We start from the raw sequence: 22,275 nt of genomic DNA, 5'->3' as shown, positions 1-22,275 counted from the left end.
TTGACCGCACTGGAATTGCAGGGTGCCCTGCTCGTGCTCGCGGTGATCATCACCTTCGCCGCGATCGAGGGCTGGAAGGCCCGCTAACCCGCTTTACTGGTTTCGCAAGGGCTCCTCTGCTGTCCCCTCCGGCATGGGCCTGACCGGAATGGAGCAGGCGGCTCGGCTCAGCGCCGGGTCGCCTGCTCTACGATTTCCAACCGACCGCGGATCGCATTGATCAACTGAGCCGCCGAATAGGGCTTGGTCAGAAGCGCCGCATCCATGTTCGCCGCCTCGGCCGCCATGCCGCCGTCGCCCGTCGCGAAGATGATCGACAGGGTCGGCCGCAACTGCCGCGCCCGCCGCGCCAGCTCCACGCCCGACTCACCCGGCAGGTTCAGGTCCGTCACCAGAACGTCGATCTGTGCCGTCTGAAGCGCGGTCATCGCTTCCTCCGCCGTGACGGCGTGAACCACCACGAAGCCCGCATCCTGAAGCGTCTCGGCGGTGTTGGCACGGATCAGGTCATCGTCCTCGACCAACAGGATCGTGCGGCCGTCGTGCATGGGCTGCGCCGCAGGTTCGCTCGACTGCATGTCCCGCGACGGACCGGAACCCTCGGCCTTCGGCATCTGGCGCTGCCGCTGATTGGCGAGCACGTGCCGGAACTTCCGGGCCAGCGCCTCGCGGGTATAGGGCTTGGACAGCAGCTCGACACCCTTGTCCAGCCGCCCGCCATGGACGATCGAATTCTCGGTATAGCCCGAGGTGAAGAGAACAGCGATGTCGGGAAGCCGTTCGCGGGCCTTGCGGGCCAGTTCCGGGCTCTTCAGCGTGCCGGGCATCACCACGTCGGTGAAAAGGATATCGATCGGGATACCGCTCTCGACGACGCTCAGCGCGCTTTGGGCATCGACCGCCTTCAGAACCCGGTATCCCAAGTCGGACAGCAGCTCGACGACGGTGGCGCGAACTTCGGCATCATCCTCGACGACCAGCACGGTTTCGGTACCGCCGGTGATCGGCCCGGTATCGACGGCAACCTCGACATCCTCCGCTTCCATGGCACGCGGCAGATAGAGCTTGATCGTGGTGCCGTGGCCGACCTCGGAATAGATTTTCACATGGCCGCCCGACTGTTTGACGAAGCCATAGACCATCGACAGACCCAGGCCCGATCCCTTGCCCTCGCTCTTGGTCGAGAAGAAGGGTTCGAAGACCTTGTGGATGATGTCGTCGGACATGCCGCTGCCGGTGTCGGACACGGCCAGCATGACATATTGGCCCGGCGTCACCTCGTCATGCGTGCGGGCATAGTCATCGTCGAGATGGGCGTTGCCGAGTTCGATGGTCAGCTTGCCCTGGCCGTCCATCGCATCGCGCGCGTTGATCGCAAGATTCAGCAGCGCATTCTCGATCTGCGCCGGATCGATGAAGGTGTTCCAGAGACCCCCGCCGACGATCGTCTCGATCTCCACGCCCTCACCGATGGCGCGGCGGAGCATGTCGTCCATGCCCTGCACGAAGCGGGTGACGTTGACGACCTTGGGCTCCAGCGCCTGACGCCGCCCGAAGGCGAGCAGCTGCGAGGCCAGCTTCGATCCGCGCGACACGCCCGCCATCGCGTTGGCGACGCGCTGTTCGGCGCGCTGGTTGCCCGCAACGTCCTTGCCCAGCAGCTGAAGATTGCCCGACACGACCTGAAGCAAGTTGTTGAAATCATGCGCGACGCCGCCGGTCAGCTTGCCGATCGTTTCCATCTTCTGCGCCTGGGCGAGCTTCATCTCGGCCTGACGGCGTTCGGCGATCTCCTCGATGACGCGGCTTTCCAGCGTTTCGTTGAGCTGGCGAAGCTGCGCTTCGGCACGTTCACGGTGATGGACCTGACGGGCGAGCAGCGTGGCCTGATCGCGCAGGGCCTGTTCAGCGGCTCGCTGCTCGGTGATGTCGGTATGGACGCCGACCCATTCGATCAGCTCGCCATCGGCCGCGATGATCGGCAGGCCACGGATCGCAAACGTCCGCCATTCCCCGTCATGGCGACGGACGCGATGTTCGTGGATGAACATCCCCTTCGCAGCAACCGCCTCGTTCCATGCCACGACCGAGGCGGCGGCGTCGTCGGGGTGGACGGCGTTCGACCAGCCGAAGCCCTGATACTCGTCGAATGTCTGCCCGGTGATCGCCGCCCAGCCTGGCTGCTCGCCAACCATCCGGCCGTCGGCGCTGTTGGTCCAGAGCACACCGTGCACCGCATCCATTGCGGCCCGGAAACGCCGGTTGCTGCGCTCGATCGCCTCGGCATGGCGGGTCCGCTCATCGACGTCGAAGACCAGGATATGGAAACCGATCACCTCGCCATCATCGTTACGGCGCGGGATATAACGGGTTTCGGCCCGGCGTCGGCTCCCGTCGCGGTGATGCAGGTGCACGTCGGCGACGATGGCTTCCCCGGCCAGCGCTCGCTCGATCAGCGGGCGACGCTCGGCATAATCCTCTGCGGTCAGCACGTCGCTGAGCCGCTGGCCCAGCATTCCCTCGGGATCGGTGCCCAGAAACTCGCGGTAATAATCATTGGCGAAGCGATAGCGTTCTTCGCGATCGACAAAGGCGACGAGCACGGGCAGCGAGTCCGTGATGATCCGCAGTTCCGCCTCGCTCTCGGCCAACCGCCGTTCGGCGGCGACGCGGCCGGTATTCTCGACGACGGTGCACATCACGCCGCCGACCTTGCCGCATTCGAGATAGACGGGGGTATAATAGAGGTCGAATACGACCTCCTCCTCTATACCTGCGCGCGTGACGATCAGCGCCTGGTCGCGATAGGCGATGTCCTCTCCGCGGAAGCCACGGTCCAGGATGTCACGGTTCCAGTCCCAGATTTCGGGCCAGACGTCCGGAACCAGCCCGCCGAACGCCTCCGGGTGGCGCGGCCCGGCGATACTGCGATAGGCGTCGTTGTAGATCATGACATGAGCCGGGCCCCACATCAGCACCTTCGCGATCGGCGAATGGACGATGTTGGCAACCGTCGTGCGCAAAACGCTAGGCCAGCCGCCGATCGAACCCAGCGGGCTTGCCGACCAGTCGATGTCCCGCACCCGCTGGCCGCACTCACCCCCGCCGATCAGCCAGGTGTCGACGTCCGACACCGGCCCATCGGTCCGCATCCGCTCGATCGCGGCGAGCAGCAGCGCCTGTTCGTCGGGAAAGTCGCCCGCATCCACGGCTTCGGCAACATATCGTTCGAGCTGCGGCGGGAGCGACAGCATTCGCGACAGGGGAGTCATCATGGGTTGACGCATGGGTAAGCTGTACCGTCAAGTCAATCGGCGACGGCACCGATCGCGTTGATTTGTATCACTTTGCCTATCATGGCGGTCATGACCGCCCGGTTAATGGCTGGGGGTGGTGCGGCTCCAGGATCAGGGTCGAGCCCTCGACCCGCCAGCTTTTCAGGCGCGACAGGAAGTTCATGCCCAGCACGTCGGTTTCGCCGAACGCGGGCGAGACGACCACCGGCACCTTGTCGGCACGAATGGTGCCGATGCGCAGCGAGTCGACACGCGCCGTTTCCGCCCGGATCATCCCGTTGGCGGTGTTGAGCACGACCGGGAAGGCGGGCATGCTGGCCTTCAGGCCAGCCGCCTGTGCCGTTGCGCTCGACAGGGCGGTCAGCGTCGCGCCACTGTCGACCAGCATCCGCCGGTTGACGCCGTTGACGGTGACGCGCGCCCAGAAATGGCCGTTCGGTGCCATGCGGATACGCACCGTGTCCCCGACGACGCTCTGGTCCTGCAAATTCAGGATCTGCATCGCGCGCTGGATATAGGGGTCGAATTGCTGGCGTTGCTGTAGCAGGACGAACAATAATCCGCCGAGCAAAAGCCAGGACAACAAGCTGATCGCCACCCGCAAGATCGGCACGCGGCGAGCGATGATGCCCGCCAGCACGACGGCAAGGACGACGGCCAGCAGGGGTAGGGGGACGCCCAGATCGGCAAACATTGTGGTTCCATTCCTTCGTCCTCCCATATGGGAAGGGCGAGGGCCGGGACATAGAGGCGTCCGTCTTTACCGTTGCTGACCGTGCGGGATCAGCCCTGTTCGGTCATCCCGACTTCGGATGCGCTGAATCGACGGCCGCCATACCAGCGGCGAAAACTTCCATCCGGTTGGCGGAAATAACGCGAGCCTTCATGAAGAACTGGTGCGCCCAGTGACCGATAGGCCGCCCAGATTCCATAGACCATGGCAACCAGCGCCAGGACCTTGATCCACTCCATCGACTCGCCCTTTATCTATTATGAGTCGAGGCTCGCCGTTGTTGTGGTCAATATCAAGTAAATACGTCGCTGCATCGCAGTAGTTTTATGCTGCAATGCCGTATTCAATCGCCCATGGGCCGACTGAGCCACGGAAAATTCTTTAAGCCAAAGCGGCGTGGCCGTTCCGCCGCCCGTGTGATGCCGATCCGCGTGCCGACCACGACCGGCGCAGCGTTCGGCGTTCCCGTCAGCGCGAAAGGGGACTCCAGAAGCGACGCGCCGTTCAGGCTCAGGTCGATGCCAAGGGCGCTGCACAATTTGCCGGGTCCCGAACAAAATTGTCTTATCGGAAGCCCGGAACCACGCCGTTCCTGCATGACATCCAGACCATGCAGGGGCTCCAAAGCCCGGATCAAGACAGCGCTGCCCGAAGTACCGCATACGACATTCAGGCAGTGATGAAGGCCATAGATGCGATACACATACGCGTGGCCGACCGGTCCGAACATCGCCGCGTTCCGCGCCGTTCGCCCCGCAAAACTGTGCGAGGCGGGGTCGGCCGCGTCATAGGCTTCCGTTTCGACGATCACCCCGCCGACGCCGTCGACGGTGAGCGTGACGCCGATGAGCGCGCGCGCCACGTCTTCCACATCGCCTTGGTAGAAGCCGAGGGGGAGCGGTGTCATTTCTCTCCCGCGCGTAGATCGTACCAGACCGGTCCGTCTGCCAGAAGGTCGCCGAGACGCAGCATTACGTCATCACGGACGACGGCCGTATCGCGCCAGTCGATGGTGCCGCGCTCGTCCATCAACGGCTCAAGTCGCAAACCGAAGACACAGGTCAGGACGGCCTCACCGTGCCGCCGCTCAAAGGCGATGACCCGGTCGCGACCATGGCCCGTGACGGCAAGCGGATGATAGGTGCCGTGCGTGAACAGGTCGGGATGCTGGCGACGCAGGCCTAGCAGTTCGGCCATGAGCTTCTGCTTGGGCGCAGACCCGTCGCCCAAGGCCGCCTCCCGCGCAGAATAGTCGACGGGGCGGCGATTGTCGGGATCGACCAGGCTCAGATCGGCGAACTCCGTCCCCTGATAGCAGTCCGGCACACCCGGCACCGTATAGCGCAGCGCGACCTGGACGAGCGAATTCGCGTCGGCGGCCGGACGGATGCGATGGAGGAGTGCGGCCATTCCTTCCCGGAAATCCGTGCCTTCGTCGCCATCGATCAACGTCTTCGCAAGATGGTTGCAGAGCGCCTCATAATCGGTGTCGGGGTCTTCCCACGACGAACGAATCTTGGCCTCCCGCAACGCCTTTTCCTGCCAAGCGGCAATCCGTTCGGCGAAGTCGCCCAATTCGCTGGGCTCGGGCCAGGTCCCGACCAGCGTCTGGATCAGCATGTACCAGTCGGCCGGATCGACCCCTTCGGCAAGGTCCAGCGTCTGCATCCGCCACGCCTCGACCTGACGTCGCCAATCCTCCGGCATCGCGCTCAGGACCGCCAGTCGGGCGCGGACATCCTCTCCACGTTTATGGTCATGAGTCGCGGTGGTCAGCATCGCCAGCGGAAAGCGATCCGCACGGCCCTTCATCCGGTCATGAAAGGCTGCGATCGACAGGCTGAGCCGCGCTGCGTCGAACCCGACATCGTTGCGAGAGAGCAAGGTCGCATGACGATAAAAGGCGGTGTCCTCGACCGCCTTGGCCGCGATGGGGGCCGAAAGCTGCTGAAAACGCCTGACCGCTTCTCCAAGCAGTTCGCGATCACCAGGACCGGACCCTGCCAGCCATTCCAGCATCTGGTCGACGACAAAAGCCTCTCCGGGGGGCAATAGCGGCTCCACCCGTTCGCGCGCCATTCGGCGGATGGCTGCATCGGACGAAGGCGCATCAGGGCCATAGGTTCGATAGACCGGAAAGACCCAGAGCAGACGCTCGATCGCCCGGCGCAGCATCGGGGTGGTGATCGCCCCATCCAGTTTCGGGCCAGAAGCGGTCAGCGCTGCGAAGGCCGAGACGCACTGGTCCAGCTGTCCGGCGAATTGCCACGCGAGCAGGTCCTGTCGCGCCTGGAGTTCCTCCGGCGCGAACTGATCCGAACGGCCGCTCAATTGTGCCCAGAGCTCGGCGAGTGGCCTGGTGCCCTCGGGCGCGTGGAGCAGGGCCGATACCTCCTCCATGAAGTCATAGCCGCTGGTGCCGTCGACGCCCCAATCATTGCCCATGGGCTCGTCGGCCGCGAGGATCTTCTCGACGACGATATAGGCGCGGTTGCCATCGTCCCGCGTGATGGCGTCGAAGCGCGCGCGCAGCTTGCGGCAATAGCCGATCGGGTCGGTCAGTCCGTCGACATGGTCGATCCGGACGCCATCGATCAACCCTTGCTCATATAGCCGGAAATAAAGGGCGTGGGTTTCCTCAAAGACCTGATCGTCTTCGACGCGCAGCCCCGCCAGGTCGTTGATCGTGAAGAAGCGCCGCCAGTTGAGTTCGTCGTTCGATACCCGCCACGACGCCAGGCGATAATGCTGGCGGTCGAGCAAGGCCGCAAGCGTCTGCGTCTCGGCCCCGTCCTGATCCTCATCCCGGATCGGCAGACGATGCTCGCCATAGGCGACGACCTCGGCACGGCCGTCGCGGCGCTCGACGACGATCTGACCGTCCGCCAACACCTTGTTCAGCGGATCGCCGAGGATCGGCAGGACGAGCTTGCGGGACCAGTCGATGTCGAAAAAGCGTGCGAAGCGGCTTGCCTGACCTTTGGCCAGCACGTCGTTCCACCAGCCATTGCCGCCGCCCGCCACGCCCATATGATTGGGCACGATGTCGATGATGACCCCCATGCCGCGTGCCCTGGCGGCCTCGGCGAGGGGCCGGAAGGCTTCTTCGCCGCCCAGTTCCGGATTGATCCGCGTCGGGTCGATGACGTCGTATCCGTGCATCGATCCAGCCGCCGCCGTGGTGATCGGCGAGGCATAGACATGGCTGATCCCCAGCGTGTCGAGATAGGGCAGCAGGGCTTCCGCTCGGGCAAAGGGGATGTCCTTGTGGAACTGAAAGCGATAGGTGGCGCGCGGCGTCATGGGCGACGTCCTTCGATAAAGCGGGTCAGCGGGCGTTGAGTATGGCGATGCGCGTCGCGACCTCGGGCGTGGCAAGCGAGCGATCGAGCGTATCGGGCAGGCGGCGACGCCAATTCGGATGCTCGTCGATGGTGCCGGGGAGATTGGGCTGCTCGTCCAACCCCAGCAGATCCTCGACCGGCACGATGGCCAGCGGACACGGCGTTTCCGCGACGGCGGCGATGGCGGCATCGACCGCGGCGGCGGGTTCGTCGGGCTCCGGGGCGCCGTTGCCGATTGTTTGCCATAGGGCGGTGCGTTCCCGGGCACGATCGGCGCTGTCATCCGGCGAGACGGGCCGCCCGGCGATCCGCGCGCGCCATTCCAGATCGCGGCCCTTCCACCATCCTGCAACGGTCGCGATGTCGTGGGTCGCGGTCATCGCGATCGCCTGCTCGCTCCACGTCTCGGGCGGAAGGAACGCGCCGTCCGCATCCCGCTCGAACGGCAGGACGCGCATGCCGAGCATTCCGGCCTTCGCCATGATGTCGCGAAAGCCGGGCGGCACGGTGCCCAGGTCCTCGCCGATCACGATCGCGCCGCGCCCCTGATTGGCCCGATGCGCCTCGATCCGCAGGATGCGCAGCATGTCGGCAAAGGGCATCGCCAAATACGCACCCTGATCGGCCGGAGCGCCGTCCGGCACGACCCAAAGGCGACATAGCCCCAACGCATGGTCAATGCGGATGCCGCCAGCATGCGCGAAAACCGCACGCAGCGTATCGATGAACGGCGCAAAACTCTGCCGCCGCAGCGCGAAGGGCGACAGCGCGGTGATCCCCCAATTCTGGCCATCGGGGCCGAGCGGATCGGGCGGGGCACCGATCGACAGGCCGCTCAGCAACTCGCCGCGTCGGCTCCAGCCGTCCGCGCCGTTCGTGGCAACGCCGATGGCGAGGTCGGCGATCAGTCCGATCGCCATGCCATTGCCCCGCGCCGTGTCCGCCGCGTCGCGAAGCGCCCGGTCGGCCCACCATTGGGCAAAGGCGTAGAAGCGAATGGCGTCGACATGCTCGGCGGCAAAACGCGCGACCGCTTCGCTGCCGGGATCGCGATATTCTTCCGGCCAGTCAGGCCAGCCGCCCGCCCGGTCGCGGCCATGGAAATAGGCATGGAGCGCATCGAACCGCGCCTGCGATTCCAGCCGTTCGCCGCCCTCCGCCCGCCAGCGTTCGAAGGCTTGGCCTTGCACCTCGTCGAGCTGATCGTAAACGATGCGCAGGTCCCGCATCCGATCCGGCGCGGCGCTTTGCCAGTCGATCAGGGCAGGGGTGTCAGGCACCGGCTCGCCACCCGGGGCCAGCCAGACGTTGCGGAACAACCGGCTGGACGGGGCATAGGGACTGAAGCGCGCGGCGTCGGCGGGGAACAGCGCATGGACGGGGCTGACCGCCAGAGCGGCGGCACCGGCTCGGCCCAGCGACTTGGCGGCGCCTGCTAGACTGGCGAAATCGCCAAAGGCACCACCACCTTCGCGCAAGGATGGTATCTGAACGGCGCTGCCCCAGTGCCTGCCCGACGGTGGGGCCGGACAGCGGGGCGGGGCGATGGCGACCGTCCATTGCCGATCGCCCTGTTCCAGCCGGTGATAGCCGGGCTGGAGAATGGCCGGCAGCATTTGGCCCTGGACCGAAAGCGACACCGTTTCACCACCCTCCAGCGTCAGCAGCGCTGTCCCGTCACGGCAGATGTCGGGAAGGGGGATTTGCTCGCCGAGTTCACCCGAGACGAACACGGGCTCGCCGACATCGGTATCAAGCCGATCCAGGATCGCCGCCAGCGCCTCGTCGGAAACGGTCTGGTCCTGTCCCTTGGCGTCCTGCCAGTGACGTGACAGCCCGGCGGCTTCGGCGCGGGTGTGGAGGTCGCTCATTCGGCGATCCATGCGGCGAAGCGATCGCCTTCCTGGTAAATCAACTGGCCTTCATCCGCGGCGATCGCCTCGGGCGCTTCGCCCAGATCGATCAGGATGGTCAGCGTCGCGCCATCAGCCATGCGCCAGCGCGCCTTGACCCGTGCGGGCCCGATCACATCGGCCGCCAGACCCACCGCACCCTTCAAGCGCGGCATGATATGCACCTGCCGGAGCGCAAGCAGTTCGCGGTATAGCGCACGCCACTCCCCGGCCTGGGGACCGGGCTCGGGGATCGAGCTGTCGAAAGTGCTGCGGGCATTGGGGTCAGGAATGCGTTGACGCGCTTCCTCGTCGGCGAATGCGTCGAACTTGGCGAACTCGCGTCGGCGCCCTTCACGAACCGCATCGGCCAGTTCGTCATGGAAGTCGGTGAAAAACAGGAACGGGCTTTCGCTTCCCTCATCCTCGCCCATGAACAGCAGCGGGATTTGCGGACCGAGCAGCAGCAACGCGGTCGCCGCGCGGAGCCGCTCGCGATCGGTCAGGCGGATCAGCCGGTCGCCCATCGCCCGGTTGCCGACCTGATCATGGTTCTGCAGAAAGGCGACAAAGGCCGTGCTGGGCAGATCGCCCGATGGTTTGCCACGAGGCTTGCCGTCATGATTGGGCGATCCTTCACCCTGATAGATGAAACCCTCTTTCAGGCAGCGCGCCAACCGCTCGGCCGCATGATCGGCGAAGTCGCCATAATAGGCGCTGGTCTCTCCGGTCAGCAGGACGTGCAGGACGTTGTGGAAATCGTCGTTCCACTGGGCGTCATAACAACCGGCGCGCAGGCGATCGGCGTCGTTCTTCTCATTCTCCAGCACCAGATGGACGTGCCGTTCGGGCAGGGCAGTGCGAATCTCGCTCGCCATCCGGTCGAGGAAGCCGTCATTCTCGATGGCGTGAACCGCATCGAAGCGTAAGCCGTCGATGCGATAATCGCGCAGCCACATCAGGGCATTGTCGACAAAGAAACGGTGTACCGGATCGGCATCGACCGCCACCGCGCCGCCCCAGGGCGTGTCGACCTCCTTGTGGAAGAAGGCGCTGGCATAGGCATTCAGATAATTTCCGTCCGGCCCGAAGTGATTATACACCACGTCGAGGAAGACAGAGAGGCCAAGGCCATGCGCCGTGTCGACCAGCGTCTTCAGTTCGGCGGGTGAGCCATAGGGCTCGGCCACGGCATAGGGCAGGACACCGTCATAGCCCCAGTTGCGGGTGCCGCCGAATGCGTTGACCGGCATCAGCTCGATCGCGGTGATCCCAGAAGCCGCGATGGCGGGCAGCTTCTGTCGAATGCCCTCGAAGCCACCCAGCGTCCCGGCATGGACTTCGAGCAGCACCGTTTCCTCCCATGGCCGCCCACGCCATTCCGTGGCGCTCCAGGCAAAGGCCGGGTCGACCACCACGCTCCAGCCATGGACACCGCCCGCCTGAAGCCGGGAGGCGGGGTCGGGCACCGCCAACTCCTTGTCCAGGCCGAAGCGATAGCGGCTTCCCGCGGCGGCTGGGGCGGTGGCGGAAAACCATCCCTCTTCGTCGCGATCCATCGACACCGAGGGCGCGCCGTCGATCTCCAGCGTCACCGCGTCACGATCCGGCGCCCAGAGCCGGAACAGCGTATCCGCGCCCTCGCGCAGTTCAGGCCCCCAGTTCGTCATGCCTCGACCGTGTCCCGCCAGGTGATGAGCACCGCGCTCTGCGGTCCGACCTCATAGCTGTCGCCGATCTCGACCTCGCCCTGTTCGGGCTTGGCACTGTCGATCAGGACGGTGCGCGCGGCATGGGGCGGGGGCAGGGTGAAGGTGATCGGATCAGGCGAGGCATTGAGCAGCAGCGAAACCGCCTCGACGCCGCCGTCCTCGGTCGCGGACGCGCGCCGCATCATCAGGGCACGACCCTCGGGATTATCCCAATCCTCGGGGCTCAGCTGCTCGCCGCGCTCGTCCCACCATTCGATGTCGTTGATGCCATGGCCGGGCGTGTCCTGCCCATAGAGGAAGCTGGGCGAGCGCAGAACGGGATAGCGGCGGCGCAATTCGGCCAGCCGCGCGGTGAAGGCGATCATCCCCTCACCCTCGTCCGATGCGGCAGCCTTCCAGTCGAGCCAGCTGATCTCGTTATCCTGGCAATAGGCGTTGTTGTTGCCGTGTTGCGTACGTCCGAACTCGTCGCCCGCCACGATCATCGGCGTGCCCAGCGAGGCAAGCAGGGTCGTCATCATCGAGCGCATCACACGGCCACGCGCCGCCTTGATATTCTCGTCGTCGGTCGGCCCCTCGGCACCCCAGTTGCGCGAGTAGTTCTCCGAATGGCCGTCGCGATTGTCTTCCTTGTTCGCTTCGTTGTGACGCTGTTCGTACATGACGGTATCGGCCAGGGTAAAACCGTCATGGGCGGCGAGCATGTTGAGGCTGGCCCAGGGACGCCGCGCGCGACGGTCGAACAAGTCTCCCGAGCCCGACAGCCGTGCCGCCAGATCGCCGCGCTGGCCGGAGTCACCGCGCCAGAATTTGCGCACCGTGTCGCGATACTTGTCGTTCCATTCCGAAAAGCCCGGCGGGAAATTACCTAGCTGATAGCCGCCCGGCCCGACATCCCATGGCTCGGTCAAGAGCTTGAGGCGCCCGAGCACCGGGTCCTGCCGCAGCACGTCGAAAAACGCCGCGCCCGGATCGAAACCCGTCGCCTCGCGGCCCAAGGTCAGGCCGAGGTCGAAGCGGAAGCCGTCGATCCCGAAGCTCGTCGCCCAATAGCGCAGCGAGTCCGTCACCATCTGGATCACCCGCGCCTTGGACAGGTTCAGTGTGTTGCCGGTGCCGGTATCGTTGATCGTATAGCGCGGCTGATCCTGGACCAGTCGGTAATAGCTGGCATTGTCCAGCCCGCGCCACGACAGAGTCGGCCCCTTCTCCGACCCCTCGCAGGTGTGGTTGTAGACGACGTCGAGAATGACCTCGATCCCCGCCTTGTGCAGCTTGTGGACCGCGCGACGCAGCTCGTCCTGGGTATCGGTCGCGAAATAGGCCTGCTCGGGCGCGAAGAAGCCGAGGGTATTGTAACCCCAATAATTGCGCAGGCCCTTTTCCTGAAGGAAACGGTCCTGAGTGAAGCTGTGGATCGGCAGCAGTTCGATCGCGGTGACGCCGATCCGCTTCAGATGCTTGATGACCGCCGGATGGCCGAGCCCCGCATAGGTGCCCCGCTCACGCGGAGGAACCAGTTCCATCAGCTTGGTTAGGCCCTTCACATGGGCCTCATAGATGACCGTTTCCGACCAGGGCGTGTTCGGCTTCACGTCGCGGGACCAGTCGAAATGATCGTCGACCACCACGGCCTTGGGCATGGCGGCGGCGCTGTCGCGCTTGTCGAAGCTCAAATCCTCTTTCTTCGACCGGATCTGATAGCCATGCAGCGCGTCGGTCCACTTGATCTCGCCGTGCAGCTTGCGCGCATAGGGGTCGAGCAGCAGCTTGTTCGGGTTGAAACGATGCCCGGCCTCCGGCTCGTAGCGACCATGTGCGCGATAGCCGTAGAGCAGACCCGGCCCGACATCGGGCAGATAGCCGTGCCAAACCTCGTCGGTGCATTCGGGGAGCGTGTAGCGCTTGAGCTCACGCTTCCCCTGGGGGTCGAAGATGCACAGCTCGATCCGGTCGGCATTGGCGGAAAAAACGGCAAAATTGACCCCTTCGCCGTCGAAGCTGGCACCCAACGGATAGGCGGAGCCGGGCAGAATCTGTTCGGGCAAATCGGTCAAAGGGGCTCTCCGGCAAAAGTCGAACGACTATGCGTCTGGCAGTTTTGATAGGAAGCGGGGTGCTATGGCCCGGTGGCATCCCGCGAAAGGAAGCCACCGGACATAGGTCATGCGGTCTTGGCGCGGGGCTTTCGGGGCGCCTTGGGCTTCGGCTCCGCCGCGATGGTCTGCGGCGCGGCATCGGCCTTTTTCCGCCGTATGGCCGGTTTGGCGGGGGCGGCGGGTTCGTCCGGGACCACTTCGGTCAGCTCTCGTTCGGCCTGCTCCCAATGATCGCGGTCACGACCATGTGGTTCGCCTTCCGACTGCCAGATGCCATATGCGCGTTGCCGAAGCTGTTCTTCCCGGTCGTTCATCGTCACCTCCCTATCGTGACTCGCAAACTGTTATCGCGAGCGTAACGATTGGATCGGCCATAACGCTCCCCGAAAAACGCGTTGATGCGGATCAGTCGCCCGTCGGGGATTTCGCCTTCACCTGTTCGGGCGGGGTGACGGCCGACAGGGTCTGGAGCTGGGTGGCAGGGTCGATCCGGCGCGTGCGGGTGAAGGGCGGCAATTCGACGCGTCCGCCAGTCTTCATCGCGGTCACGATCCCTTCGATGACCCGCAAATCGGACAGGCCTTCCTCGGCGTCAGGCTCGGGGTCGCGGTCGTTCAGGATGCAATCCGAGAAATAGCGCATCTCCCCGCCGAAATGGTCGGTATGCTTGAACTTCTCGTGGCTCTGCTTGTCGCCGATGGTCAGGTTCTGCTCGATCGCCGACTGGAAACCATAGGCCGGGCTCATATGGATCGAACCCTTCATGCCCGCGACGATCAGGCTGTCGATATTGTTCATCGCATAGCTCACCGTGAAGCTGGCCAATTTGTCGCCCGGCATCCGCAGTATGACCGCGAAGGTATCGTCCAGATCGCCCAGGCCTGCGCTCGGCTGGCGCGTGGCGACTGCGCTCTCGACGGCGACCGGCTCGGCCCCGAACAGATAGCGGATGGCGTTGATGGGGTAGGGGGCCATGTCGAACAGCGGCCCGGCCTCCAGCCCGTGCTTGGCCCGATGATTATCGGGATCGAGCTTCTGGCCGAAACAGGAGGTGAATCCGACCAACTCGCCCAGTTCGCCATTGCGGATCTTCTCGATCGCATCGAGTGTGCCCGGCTCGAAATGCAGGCGATAGGCCGTCATCAGCTTGGCATTGGAACGCCGCTCGGCATCCTGGATCGCACGCGCCTTCTCGCTCGAAATCTCCAGCGGCTTTTCGCACAGGACATGGATACCGGCGTCGAGCGCGGGGATGGCGAACTCCGCATGGCGCCAGTTGGGCGTGCCGAGATAGATGGCATCGCAGACCCCGGCGGTCAGCAGCTTGTCGAACTCGTTATAGGAATAGACATGCTCGACGCCGTATTTTTCGGCCAGCAGCCTGCCCTTTTCCGCATCGCCCGTGACGATCGCGGTCAGCTCCGAATTGCCGGTGTGCTTGATGCCGGGCAGCATCGCCGATTGCGTGATGTCGCCCGCGCCGACGACCGCATAGCGAACCTTCTTCGTGCCGAAACCGAATGCCGATGCCAGGCTCATGGCCGTTCTCCCAAATATAAAACGTCAAATCTCGTAACGATTGCTGCAACGCGCCAATCCGGGGAAGGTCCCACGGAGATATTATGGTTTTGGCGAGTTTCCATCGCCTAACCTGCATCAACGGAGACGCGCCCTCGTGACTTTACCCGATCAGCATCCCGAGCCGCTTCGTGACGCCGACGGGTTTCTGGACCTCGAAAACTATGCCGCGCTGGGCGACGGGCGCAGCATCGCTTTGAGCGGCGCGGATGGAGCCATCGACTGGTGGTGCGTACCCAATATGGACTCCGCGCCCCTGTTCGACCGGCTGCTCGACGGCGAACGCGGCGGCACGTTTTCCATCACGCCGGTCGAGCCGTTTACCGTCGAGCGACGCTATCGGCCGGACAGCAATGTGCTGGAGACGATCTTCATCACGGCAAGCGGCCGAGCCAAGCTGGTCGAATCGCTGAATAGCGGCCCGGCGGGTCGGCTGCCCTGGGCGGAACTGGCGCGGCGGGTGGAGGGGCTGGACGGCTTTGTCCGCTTCGCCATCACCCTGCGTTTTAGCCGCCGGGCCGATACGGTCAGCCCCTATTTCGCGCCTGCGGGTGGCCACAACGTCTTTCACGTCGACCGGGTGCTGGGCGTGTTCCGCCATTGCGGGGGCGTGACGATCGATACGGTCGAGGACGGCCTGGTCACCGGCACGGCAGCGGTCAGGCCGGGGGATCGCGCCCGGATCGCCATCATCGCAGGCGAGGACGAGCCACTGGTCTGCCAGGATATCGAGCAGATCGACGCGCGGATTGACCTGTCGGATTTCGAATGGCGGCAATGGACCCAGGGGCTGAAGGTGCCGGAGATGTACCGTGACCGCATCCTGCGCAGCGCGCTGGCGCTCAAGCTGCTGCTCTATTCTCCCACGGGCGCGATCACGGCGGCGGCGACCACCTCGTTGCCAGAGGGGATCGGCGGCGAGAAGAATTACGACTATCGCTACGCCTGGGTTCGCGACGCAGGCTATACGATCAAGGCGTTCCTGCGCATCGGCGCGCATGGCGAGGCCAAGGCTGCCTTTACCTGGCTGCTCAAGCGCCTAGGCGAGGGAGATCCGCAGGTCTGCTACACACTGGACGGCTGTCCTGTCCCGGCGGAGCGCGAGATCGCCGTCAGTGGTTATCGACATTCCAAGCCGGTGCGCGTCGGCAATCTGGCAGGCGGCCAGCACCAGCACGGCATTTACGGCGACATTTTCGAGACTGCGAGCCGCTTCGTCGCGTGCGGCAATTTCCTCGACACCTCCAGTGCCGAGACGCTGTCGCATCTGGCCGATGCCTGCGCCGATCACTGGCGGCTTCCCGATGCGGGCATCTGGGAGCTGCCCGAGGAACGGCATTACACCATGTCCAAGATCAGCTGCTGGCAGGCGCTGGCTCGTGCGGTCGAGCTGGCGGACGAAGGACAGATTCCGACCACCTGCCGCGACCGCTGGGCGCGCGAGCGCGACCGGATCGAGGCATGGATCGGCGAACATTGCTGGTCGGAAAAGCGCGGGGCCTATCTGATGCATCCCGACAGCGACGCGCTGGATGCCAGCCTGGCTTTGGCCGTACGCTTCCGTTTTGATGGGCAGGATCGTCTGGCGCGGACACTGGACGCGCTGGACGAGGAGCTTGCGTCGGGCGCTTTCCATTACCGCTACACCGGCGTGGAGAAGGAAGAGGGCTGTTTCCTCGCCTGTACCTTCTGGATGATCGAGGCCCGCGCGATCCTTGGCCAGCACGAGGTCGCCCAAGCTGCGTTCGATGCCGCGACCGAGGCGTTGGACAGCCATGGGGCGGGGCTCTATGCTGAGATGATCGACCCGAAGACGGGGCATTATCTGGGAAACATGCCGCAGGGGCTTACCCATCTTGCGGTCATCCAGGCCGCAGCAACCTTGGCTGGCGAGGAACTATAGTGGTGGCGCCTAATCCGTGTCACAGCCCTGCTGCGCAAATCCTGTACCTTGCCGGGATTTGCGCAGCGGGATGGTCAGCGGTTCGGCCGACTGGTCTTCTCAGTCGAGGTCGTTCTCACTGACGACGACGAGCGATTGTTGCATGTCACGGCCGAGCGCAGTCAGCGCCGCTTCGAGAATATCGTCGGAATAGCGCTCGAACAGCTCGACCGCGTCGCCTTCGGGCACGTCCCCACTCAGCGCTTCCAGCATGTCATACTGGACCGCAAACTGATATTCCTCACCGTCGAGTTCTCCGACAAACTCGACCTGCCGGTCCGACACATTGTCCTCGACCGTGCCGCTTACGATCGTCAGCGCTTCTTCCGCCATGGCATTCCTTCCCAAAAGTGGCTGCGTCGGGGACGCCGCAAACGGCGTCGGGTTCCCTGAACTCCGGCTTATTTGACCCGGCGCCAGCGCTGTTCGCGGCAACCCAGGCTGCCCAGCAGGCATCCCTCGCCGACGAGCGTGCGGGCGTCGATCTGGGTGATCGTGCCCTGAACCTCACGGCCGATATCGGGAACATAGACCGTACCCGACCAGCGGCCTGCCTCTTCCTCCTCGAAATCGCTGAACAGCTGCGTGCCGACCAGTCGTGGCGAGCCGCCCCGCGCGGCGTCCGCCTTGGCCTGCTCACTCGCCCAGACGACCGTCCCGCACATCAGTTCGGCATCGAGCCCGCGTCCGCACGGCGCAAAGCGGACCTGCACCGTGTTCGACGGATTGGCCCAGGTCCCGGCCGGAACCCGCGCATCCGCGGCACTTGCCGTCAACCCGATACCCATGACGGCCGCCAGCATACCCGTCGCGCGTAAAACACCCATGCTCATTGCCAGTCCTATCCCGATGCAAGTCCTTGTCAGGACAGGAATATGGGAAGCCGCCTGTATGGAAGCAAAACGGCCGACGGGTCGCCCCGCCGGCCGCTTCGATCAAACCAGAGCCGGTCCTATTACGACGCGCGCTTGGCAAGCTCCTTGTTGATGCCCAACGCCGCCAGCGTGCCGATCGCACCCGACAGCAGATAGGCGCCAACCGCCACCAGCCCGAAATGGCTCGACAGCAACAGTGCGGCGAGCGGCGCGAAGCCAGCACCGATCAGCCAGGCGAGATCCGACGTGATCGCCGCACCCGTGTAGCGACGCAGGGGCGAGAAGCCCGAATTGATCGCACCCGAGGACTGGCCAAAGCCCAGGCCGAGCAGCAGGAAGCCCAGCACGATATAGATCGTCTCGCCGGTGCCGCCTTGATCCAGCAGCGACGGCGCAAAGCCCGCAAAGGCGGCAATCGCGGCGGCCGACAGGCCCAGCAGCGTACGGCGACCAACCCGGTCGGCGATCTTACCCGACGCCAGGATCGCGAACACGCCGACGATGCTGCCGATGATCTCGATCATCATGAAGTCCTGCGGGCGTTCCTTGTTGAACAGCACGACCCAGGACAGCGGGAACACGGTGACGATGTGGAACATCGCGAAGCTGGCCAGCGGCGCGAACGCACCCAGGAACACCGTACGACCCTCGGTGCTCAGCGTCTCGCCGACCGGCGCGGGCTGAAGCTCGCGGGTTTCGAACAGGCGCTGGAACTCGGGGGTCGCGACGATACGCAGGCGGGCAAAGAGTGCCACCACGTTGATCGCGAACGCCACGAAGAACGGGTAGCGCCAGCCCCAGTCGAGGAAGTCGGCGGTGCTGAGCGTCGTCAGGAAGAAGGCGAACAGGCCATTGGCAACCAGCAGGCCGAGCGGTGCGCCCAGCTGCGGGATCATCGCATACCAGCCGCGACGACGCTCCGGCGCGTTCAGCGACAGCAGCGAGGGCAGGCCGTCCCAGGCGCCGCCCAGCGCGAGCCCCTGCATGATGCGGAAGATGCCGAGCAGCACGGCGGCCGAGGTGCCGATCTGCGCATAGCCGGGCAGGAAGGCGATCGCCATGGTCGAGCCACCGAGCAGGAACAGCGCGATGGTCAGCTTGACGCCACGACCCAGATTGCGGTCAACCGCCATGAAGATGAAGGTGCCGATCGGACGCGCGATGAACGCCAGCGAGAACAACGCGAACGAATAGATCGTGCCGGTCAGCGCATCGACATACGGGAAGATCAGCGACGGGAACACCAGCACCGATGCGATGGCGTACACGAAGAAGTCGAAGAACTCCGACGTGCGCCCGATGATGACGCCGATGGCGATGTCGCCCGGCGCGACATGGTGCGGATCGCGGGCATTGACCAGCCGCGCGTCCCGCTCAAGGGGCGTCGAGGTCGATGCGGTTAACTCTGCGCTCATCAGCTGCCAGTCCTGACTTCTTCCAAGTTATTGAAGCGGATCAGTTGCAGTGCAAAAAGACCGCGCATGACCGCCATTGTGCTGCGCCTATGCGCCTTTCCAGGCGATGGGGGGATTGGACAAACTGTCCAATGTGCGCAGGTGCAGCAAAGGCGTAGCGGCCCCTGCCATATGTCTCATTCGTCGAGCCTTGCGCGCCTGCGCCCTCTTCGCTGGGCCGCCTTGCCCCTCCTGGCCATGCTGGGGGGATGCGACGCGGTCGTGCTCAACCCTGCCGGTGACGTCGCCGTGCAGCAACGCGATCTGGTGCTGATCGCGACGGCCCTGATGCTGCTCATCATCATTCCGGTGATGGCGCTGACGGTGCTGTTCGCGTGGCGCTATCGCAAGAGCAATACCGAAGCCGAATATGATCCGGAATTCGACCACTCCACCATGCTGGAGCTGGTGATCTGGTCGGCGCCGCTGCTCATCATCATCTGCCTGGGCGCGGTGACGTGGACCAGCACCCATCTGCTCGATCCCTATCGTCCGATCGAGCGCACCGCGCCGGGTCAGCCGGTTGCGGCGGGCGTCAAGCCGCTGGAGGTCCAGGTCGTCGCGCTCGACTGGAAGTGGCTGTTCATCTATCCTGAGCAGGGCATCGCGACGGTCAACGAGCTCGCTTTGCCCGTCGACCGGCCCGTCGAGTTCCGCCTGACCGGCACCTCGGTGATGAACGCCTTCTACGTCCCCGCGATGGCGGGCATGATCTACACCATGCCCGGCATGGAGACGAAGCTGCACGCGGTCATGAACCGCGAGGGCACGTTCAGGGGGCTGTCGTCGCACTATAGCGGCGCGGGCTTCTCGGGCATGAACTTCCCGGTCTTCGCGCTTCAGTCGAGCGGCTTCGATCAGTGGGTCGAGAAGGTCCGCACGTCGCAGACCGGGCAGGGCAAGGGCCAGGGTCAGCTGACCCGCGCCGCCTTCCTGACCGTCGAGAAGCCGAGCGAGTATGTCCCGGCGATGTACTATAGCGGCGTTCAGGGCGGCCTGTTCGACCGCGTCGTCAACCGCTGCGTCGCGGACAATACCCCCTGCATGTCGGACGTGATGATGCACGACCGCATGACCGGTGGCGGCGATCCGCACAAGATGAAGGTCGGCGAGGGCAATCCGCCCGTCAACAATACCGGCCCGATGCACGGTGAGCGGACAAAGGGTGCGCTCGAAAAGTCGCCCGAGGAAATCCAGACCTCGCCCCACCAGAGCAAGGAGCCGCTGCCGTCGAACGGCGTGCAGCAGCCGGGTGACATGAAGAACCGTCGCATGTCCTTCCTTTCCATCCCGCAGACCCCCGGCCCGCAGACCTTTGGTCATGCCGGTGCGGGTCTCGGCTGAGGCACGCCATCATGGAACACATCATAAAGACCATCTTCGGACGGCTATCGATCGAGTCGCTGCCGATCCACGAGCCCATCGTCGTCGGCACCTTCCTGGGCGTCGCGGTCGGCGGGATCGCGGTGCTGGCGCTCATCACCAAGTTCAAGCTGTGGGGCTATCTCTGGAAGGAGTGGTTCACCACCGTCGATCACAAGCGGATCGGGATCATGTACATGATCCTGGGCATCGTGATGCTGCTGCGCGGCTTTGCCGACGCGTTGATGATGCGCGGGCAGCAGGCGATCGCGTTCGGCGAGAACCAGGGCTTCCTGAACTCGCACCACTATGATCAGGTGTTCACCGCCCACGGCGTCATCATGATCTTCTTCGTGGCGATGCCGATCATCACCGGCCTGATGAACTATGTCGTGCCGCTCCAGATCGGCGCACGTGACGTGTCCTTCCCGTATCTCAACAATCTGAGCTTCTGGATGACGGCGGGCGGCGTGGTGCTGGTCATGGCCTCGCTGTTCATCGGCGAGTTCGCACGCACCGGCTGGTTGGCTTTCCCGCCCTTGTCGGAGCTTGATTTCAGTCCCGATGTCGGTGTCGACTATTATATCTGGGCGTTGCAGGTGGCGGGTGTCGGTACGACCCTGTCGGGCATCAACCTGATCGCGACCATCATCAAGATGCGCGCGCCGGGCATGACCATGATGAAGCTGCCGGTGTTCTGCTGGACCTCGCTGTGTGCGAACGTCCTGATCGTCGCCAGTTTCCCCGTGCTGACCGCCACGCTCGTCCTGCTGTCGCTCGACCGTTATGTCGGCACCAACTTCTTCACGAACAACCTCGGCGGCAACCCGATGATGTACGTGAACCTGATCTGGATCTGGGGTCACCCGGAGGTGTACATCCTGATCCTGCCGCTGTTCGGCGTGTTCTCGGAAGTCACCTCGACCTTCTCGGGCAAGCGTCTGTTCGGCTACACCTCGATGGTCTACGCCACGATCGTCATCACGATCCTGTCGTACCTGGTCTGGCTGCACCACTTCTTCACCATGGGTTCGGGTGCCAGCGTCAACTCGTTCTTCGGCATCACCACCATGGTGATCTCGATCCCGACGGGCGCAAAGATCTTCAACTGGCTGTTCACCATGTATAAGGGGCGCATCCGGTTCGAGCTGCCGATGATGTGGACCATCGCGTTCATGCTGACCTTCTCGATCGGTGGCATGACCGGCGTTCTGCTGGCCGTTCCGCCTGCCGACTTCGTGCTGCACAACTCGCTGTTCCTGATCGCGCACTTCCACAACGTGATCATCGGCGGCGTGCTGTTCGGCGCATTCGCGGCGATCAACTACTGGTGGCCCAAGGCCTTCGGGTTCAAGCTCAACCAGTTCTGGGGCAAGGTGTCGTTCTGGCTGTGGGTCGTCGGTTTCTGGGTCGCCTTCACGCCGCTCTACATCATGGGCCTGATGGGCGTGACGCGTCGTCTGCACCATTTCGAGGACCCGTCGCTCCAGATCTACTTCATCGTCGCCCTGCTGGGTGCGCTGATGATCGCGGGCGGCATCGGCGCCTTCCTGGTTCAGATCGGCGTGTCGATCTGGAAGAAGGAAGAGCTGCGCGACGTGACGGGCGATCCCTGGGACGGCCGCACCCTGGAATGGGCGACCTCGTCGCCGCCGCCGGACTACAACTTCGCGTTCACGCCCGTCATCCATGAGCTGGATGCCTGGTACGACATGAAGGACAAGAAGGCCGAGGCGCCGATGGACGGCTACCGTCCGATCCACATGCCGAAGAACACGGGCACCGGCGTCATCATCGCCGCCCTGTCAACGGCCGCCGGGTTCGGCATGATCTGGTACATGTGGTGGCTCGCCGCCCTCGGCCTGATCGGTGTCGTCGTCGTCGCCATCTGGCACACGTTCAACTATGACCGCGACTATTACATTCCCGTCGAGGAAGTCGTGGCTACGGAAAGCGAGCGGCGTCGTCTGCTCGGGCAGGGGGCCTGA

At 64.3% G+C, this 22,275-nt stretch carries 16 protein-coding genes; 3 read left to right on the top strand and 13 right to left on the bottom strand.

What is annotated here, in order from left to right; genetic code table 11:
* Positions 1 to 167: 167 nt before the first annotated feature.
* From ASF14_RS11645 to ASF14_RS11600, 10 genes are all read right to left on the bottom strand, one after another.
* On the bottom strand, positions 168 to 3,275 hold the full coding sequence (locus ASF14_RS11645) for a PAS domain-containing protein (protein ID WP_236697031.1): 3,108 nt from the start codon (positions 3,273 to 3,275) through the stop codon (positions 168 to 170).
* Between the two features lie 88 nt (positions 3,276 to 3,363).
* Positions 3,364 to 3,990, bottom strand: coding sequence for a retropepsin-like aspartic protease family protein (locus tag ASF14_RS11640; RefSeq protein ID WP_056434945.1), 627 nt, complete (start codon positions 3,988 to 3,990; stop codon positions 3,364 to 3,366).
* Positions 3,991 to 4,079: 89 nt separating this feature from the next.
* On the bottom strand, positions 4,080 to 4,268 hold the full coding sequence (locus ASF14_RS11635) for a hypothetical protein (RefSeq protein ID WP_056434944.1): 189 nt from the start codon (positions 4,266 to 4,268) through the stop codon (positions 4,080 to 4,082).
* A 104-nt stretch (positions 4,269 to 4,372) separates the two neighbouring features.
* Positions 4,373 to 4,936 carry a DNA-3-methyladenine glycosylase gene (locus ASF14_RS11630; RefSeq protein ID WP_056434943.1) on the bottom strand — a complete coding sequence of 188 codons (564 nt, stop codon included), beginning with the start codon at positions 4,934 to 4,936 and terminating at the stop codon, positions 4,373 to 4,375.
* Complete coding sequence (treY, locus tag ASF14_RS11625) at positions 4,933 to 7,332, bottom strand: malto-oligosyltrehalose synthase (protein WP_056434942.1); 2,400 nt, start codon at positions 7,330 to 7,332, stop codon at positions 4,933 to 4,935. Before treY ends, ASF14_RS11630 begins: the two co-directional genes overlap by 4 nt.
* Before the next feature lie 25 nt (positions 7,333 to 7,357).
* The gene (gene malQ / locus ASF14_RS11620; protein WP_056434941.1) at positions 7,358 to 9,244 is read right to left on the bottom strand and encodes a 4-alpha-glucanotransferase; all 1,887 of its coding nucleotides are present in this window, start codon (positions 9,242 to 9,244) and stop codon (positions 7,358 to 7,360) included.
* A complete protein-coding gene (treZ, locus tag ASF14_RS11615) occupies positions 9,241 to 10,935 on the bottom strand; it encodes a malto-oligosyltrehalose trehalohydrolase (protein ID WP_056434940.1) in 1,695 nt (564 codons plus the stop codon). Before treZ ends, malQ begins: the two co-directional genes overlap by 4 nt.
* Positions 10,932 to 13,034, bottom strand: coding sequence for a glycogen debranching protein GlgX (glgX, locus tag ASF14_RS11610; protein WP_056434939.1), 2,103 nt, complete (start codon positions 13,032 to 13,034; stop codon positions 10,932 to 10,934). The genes treZ and glgX overlap by 4 nt, the downstream gene beginning before the upstream one ends.
* Positions 13,035 to 13,141: 107 nt before the next feature.
* The gene (locus tag ASF14_RS11605; RefSeq protein WP_056434938.1) at positions 13,142 to 13,390 is read right to left on the bottom strand and encodes a DUF2934 domain-containing protein; all 249 of its coding nucleotides are present in this window, start codon (positions 13,388 to 13,390) and stop codon (positions 13,142 to 13,144) included.
* 91 nt (positions 13,391 to 13,481) lie between these two features.
* Positions 13,482 to 14,615 carry a Gfo/Idh/MocA family protein gene (locus tag ASF14_RS11600; RefSeq protein WP_056434937.1) on the bottom strand — a complete coding sequence of 378 codons (1,134 nt, stop codon included), beginning with the start codon at positions 14,613 to 14,615 and terminating at the stop codon, positions 13,482 to 13,484.
* A gap of 136 nt (positions 14,616 to 14,751) precedes the next feature.
* On the opposite strand from ASF14_RS11600, the gene ASF14_RS11595 reads away from it, so the two are divergent.
* A complete protein-coding gene (locus ASF14_RS11595) occupies positions 14,752 to 16,557 on the top strand; it encodes a glycoside hydrolase family 15 protein (protein WP_056434936.1) in 1,806 nt (601 codons plus the stop codon).
* A gap of 99 nt (positions 16,558 to 16,656) precedes the next feature.
* On the opposite strand, the gene ASF14_RS11590 is transcribed toward ASF14_RS11595, so the two are convergent.
* The 3 genes from ASF14_RS11590 to ASF14_RS11580 all read right to left on the bottom strand — a co-directional run bounded on the left by ASF14_RS11590 (position 16,657) and on the right by ASF14_RS11580 (position 18,886).
* Positions 16,657 to 16,929, bottom strand: coding sequence for a DUF1488 family protein (locus ASF14_RS11590; protein ID WP_056434935.1), 273 nt, complete (start codon positions 16,927 to 16,929; stop codon positions 16,657 to 16,659).
* Positions 16,930 to 16,997: 68 nt separating this feature from the next.
* Entirely contained in the window at positions 16,998 to 17,429 is a 432-nt protein-coding gene (locus tag ASF14_RS11585) for a DUF2147 domain-containing protein (RefSeq protein ID WP_236697030.1), read from the bottom strand.
* A gap of 122 nt (positions 17,430 to 17,551) precedes the next feature.
* Positions 17,552 to 18,886: an MFS transporter gene (locus ASF14_RS11580; protein WP_056434934.1), complete on the bottom strand. Its 1,335-nt coding sequence runs from the start codon at positions 18,884 to 18,886 to the stop codon at positions 17,552 to 17,554.
* A gap of 171 nt (positions 18,887 to 19,057) precedes the next feature.
* Between ASF14_RS11580 and cyoA the strand changes: the two genes are divergently transcribed.
* Complete coding sequence (cyoA, locus tag ASF14_RS11575) at positions 19,058 to 20,269, top strand: ubiquinol oxidase subunit II (RefSeq protein WP_056434933.1); 1,212 nt, start codon at positions 19,058 to 19,060, stop codon at positions 20,267 to 20,269.
* 11 nt (positions 20,270 to 20,280) lie between these two features.
* Positions 20,281 to 22,275 (top strand): cytochrome o ubiquinol oxidase subunit I, encoded by a 1,995-nt coding sequence (cyoB, locus tag ASF14_RS11570; RefSeq protein WP_056434932.1) that lies wholly within the window; start codon positions 20,281 to 20,283, stop codon positions 22,273 to 22,275.

The organism is Sphingomonas sp. Leaf257 (assembly GCF_001422185.1).
Taxonomy (GTDB): Bacteria; Pseudomonadota; Alphaproteobacteria; order Sphingomonadales; family Sphingomonadaceae; genus Sphingomonas; species Sphingomonas yabuuchiae.
The sequence above is the reverse complement of the archived record's forward strand: the minus strand, read 5'-3'. Positions and strand labels throughout refer to the sequence as shown.

Bases quoted from the DNA above. Each gene is read 5' to 3' on its own strand.
- ASF14_RS11645 (WP_236697031.1), bottom strand. From the start codon at position 3,275: ATGATGACTCCCCTGTCGCGAATGCTGTCGCTCCCGCCGCAGCTCGAA.
- ASF14_RS11640 (WP_056434945.1), bottom strand. From the start codon at position 3,990: ATGTTTGCCGATCTGGGCGTCCCCCTACCCCTGCTGGCCGTCGTCCTT.
- ASF14_RS11635 (WP_056434944.1), bottom strand. From the start codon at position 4,268: ATGGAGTGGATCAAGGTCCTGGCGCTGGTTGCCATGGTCTATGGAATC.
- ASF14_RS11630 (WP_056434943.1), bottom strand. From the start codon at position 4,936: ATGACACCGCTCCCCCTCGGCTTCTACCAAGGCGATGTGGAAGACGTG.
- treY (WP_056434942.1), bottom strand. From the start codon at position 7,332: ATGACGCCGCGCGCCACCTATCGCTTTCAGTTCCACAAGGACATCCCC.
- malQ (WP_056434941.1), bottom strand. From the start codon at position 9,244: ATGAGCGACCTCCACACCCGCGCCGAAGCCGCCGGGCTGTCACGTCAC.
- treZ (WP_056434940.1), bottom strand. From the start codon at position 10,935: ATGACGAACTGGGGGCCTGAACTGCGCGAGGGCGCGGATACGCTGTTC.
- ASF14_RS11605 (WP_056434938.1), bottom strand. From the start codon at position 13,390: ATGAACGACCGGGAAGAACAGCTTCGGCAACGCGCATATGGCATCTGG.
- ASF14_RS11600 (WP_056434937.1), bottom strand. From the start codon at position 14,615: ATGAGCCTGGCATCGGCATTCGGTTTCGGCACGAAGAAGGTTCGCTAT.
- ASF14_RS11590 (WP_056434935.1), bottom strand. From the start codon at position 16,929: ATGGCGGAAGAAGCGCTGACGATCGTAAGCGGCACGGTCGAGGACAAT.
- ASF14_RS11585 (WP_236697030.1), bottom strand. From the start codon at position 17,429: ATGAGCATGGGTGTTTTACGCGCGACGGGTATGCTGGCGGCCGTCATG.
- ASF14_RS11580 (WP_056434934.1), bottom strand. From the start codon at position 18,886: ATGAGCGCAGAGTTAACCGCATCGACCTCGACGCCCCTTGAGCGGGAC.
- cyoA (WP_056434933.1), top strand. From the start codon at position 19,058: ATGTCTCATTCGTCGAGCCTTGCGCGCCTGCGCCCTCTTCGCTGGGCC.
- cyoB (WP_056434932.1), top strand. From the start codon at position 20,281: ATGGAACACATCATAAAGACCATCTTCGGACGGCTATCGATCGAGTCG.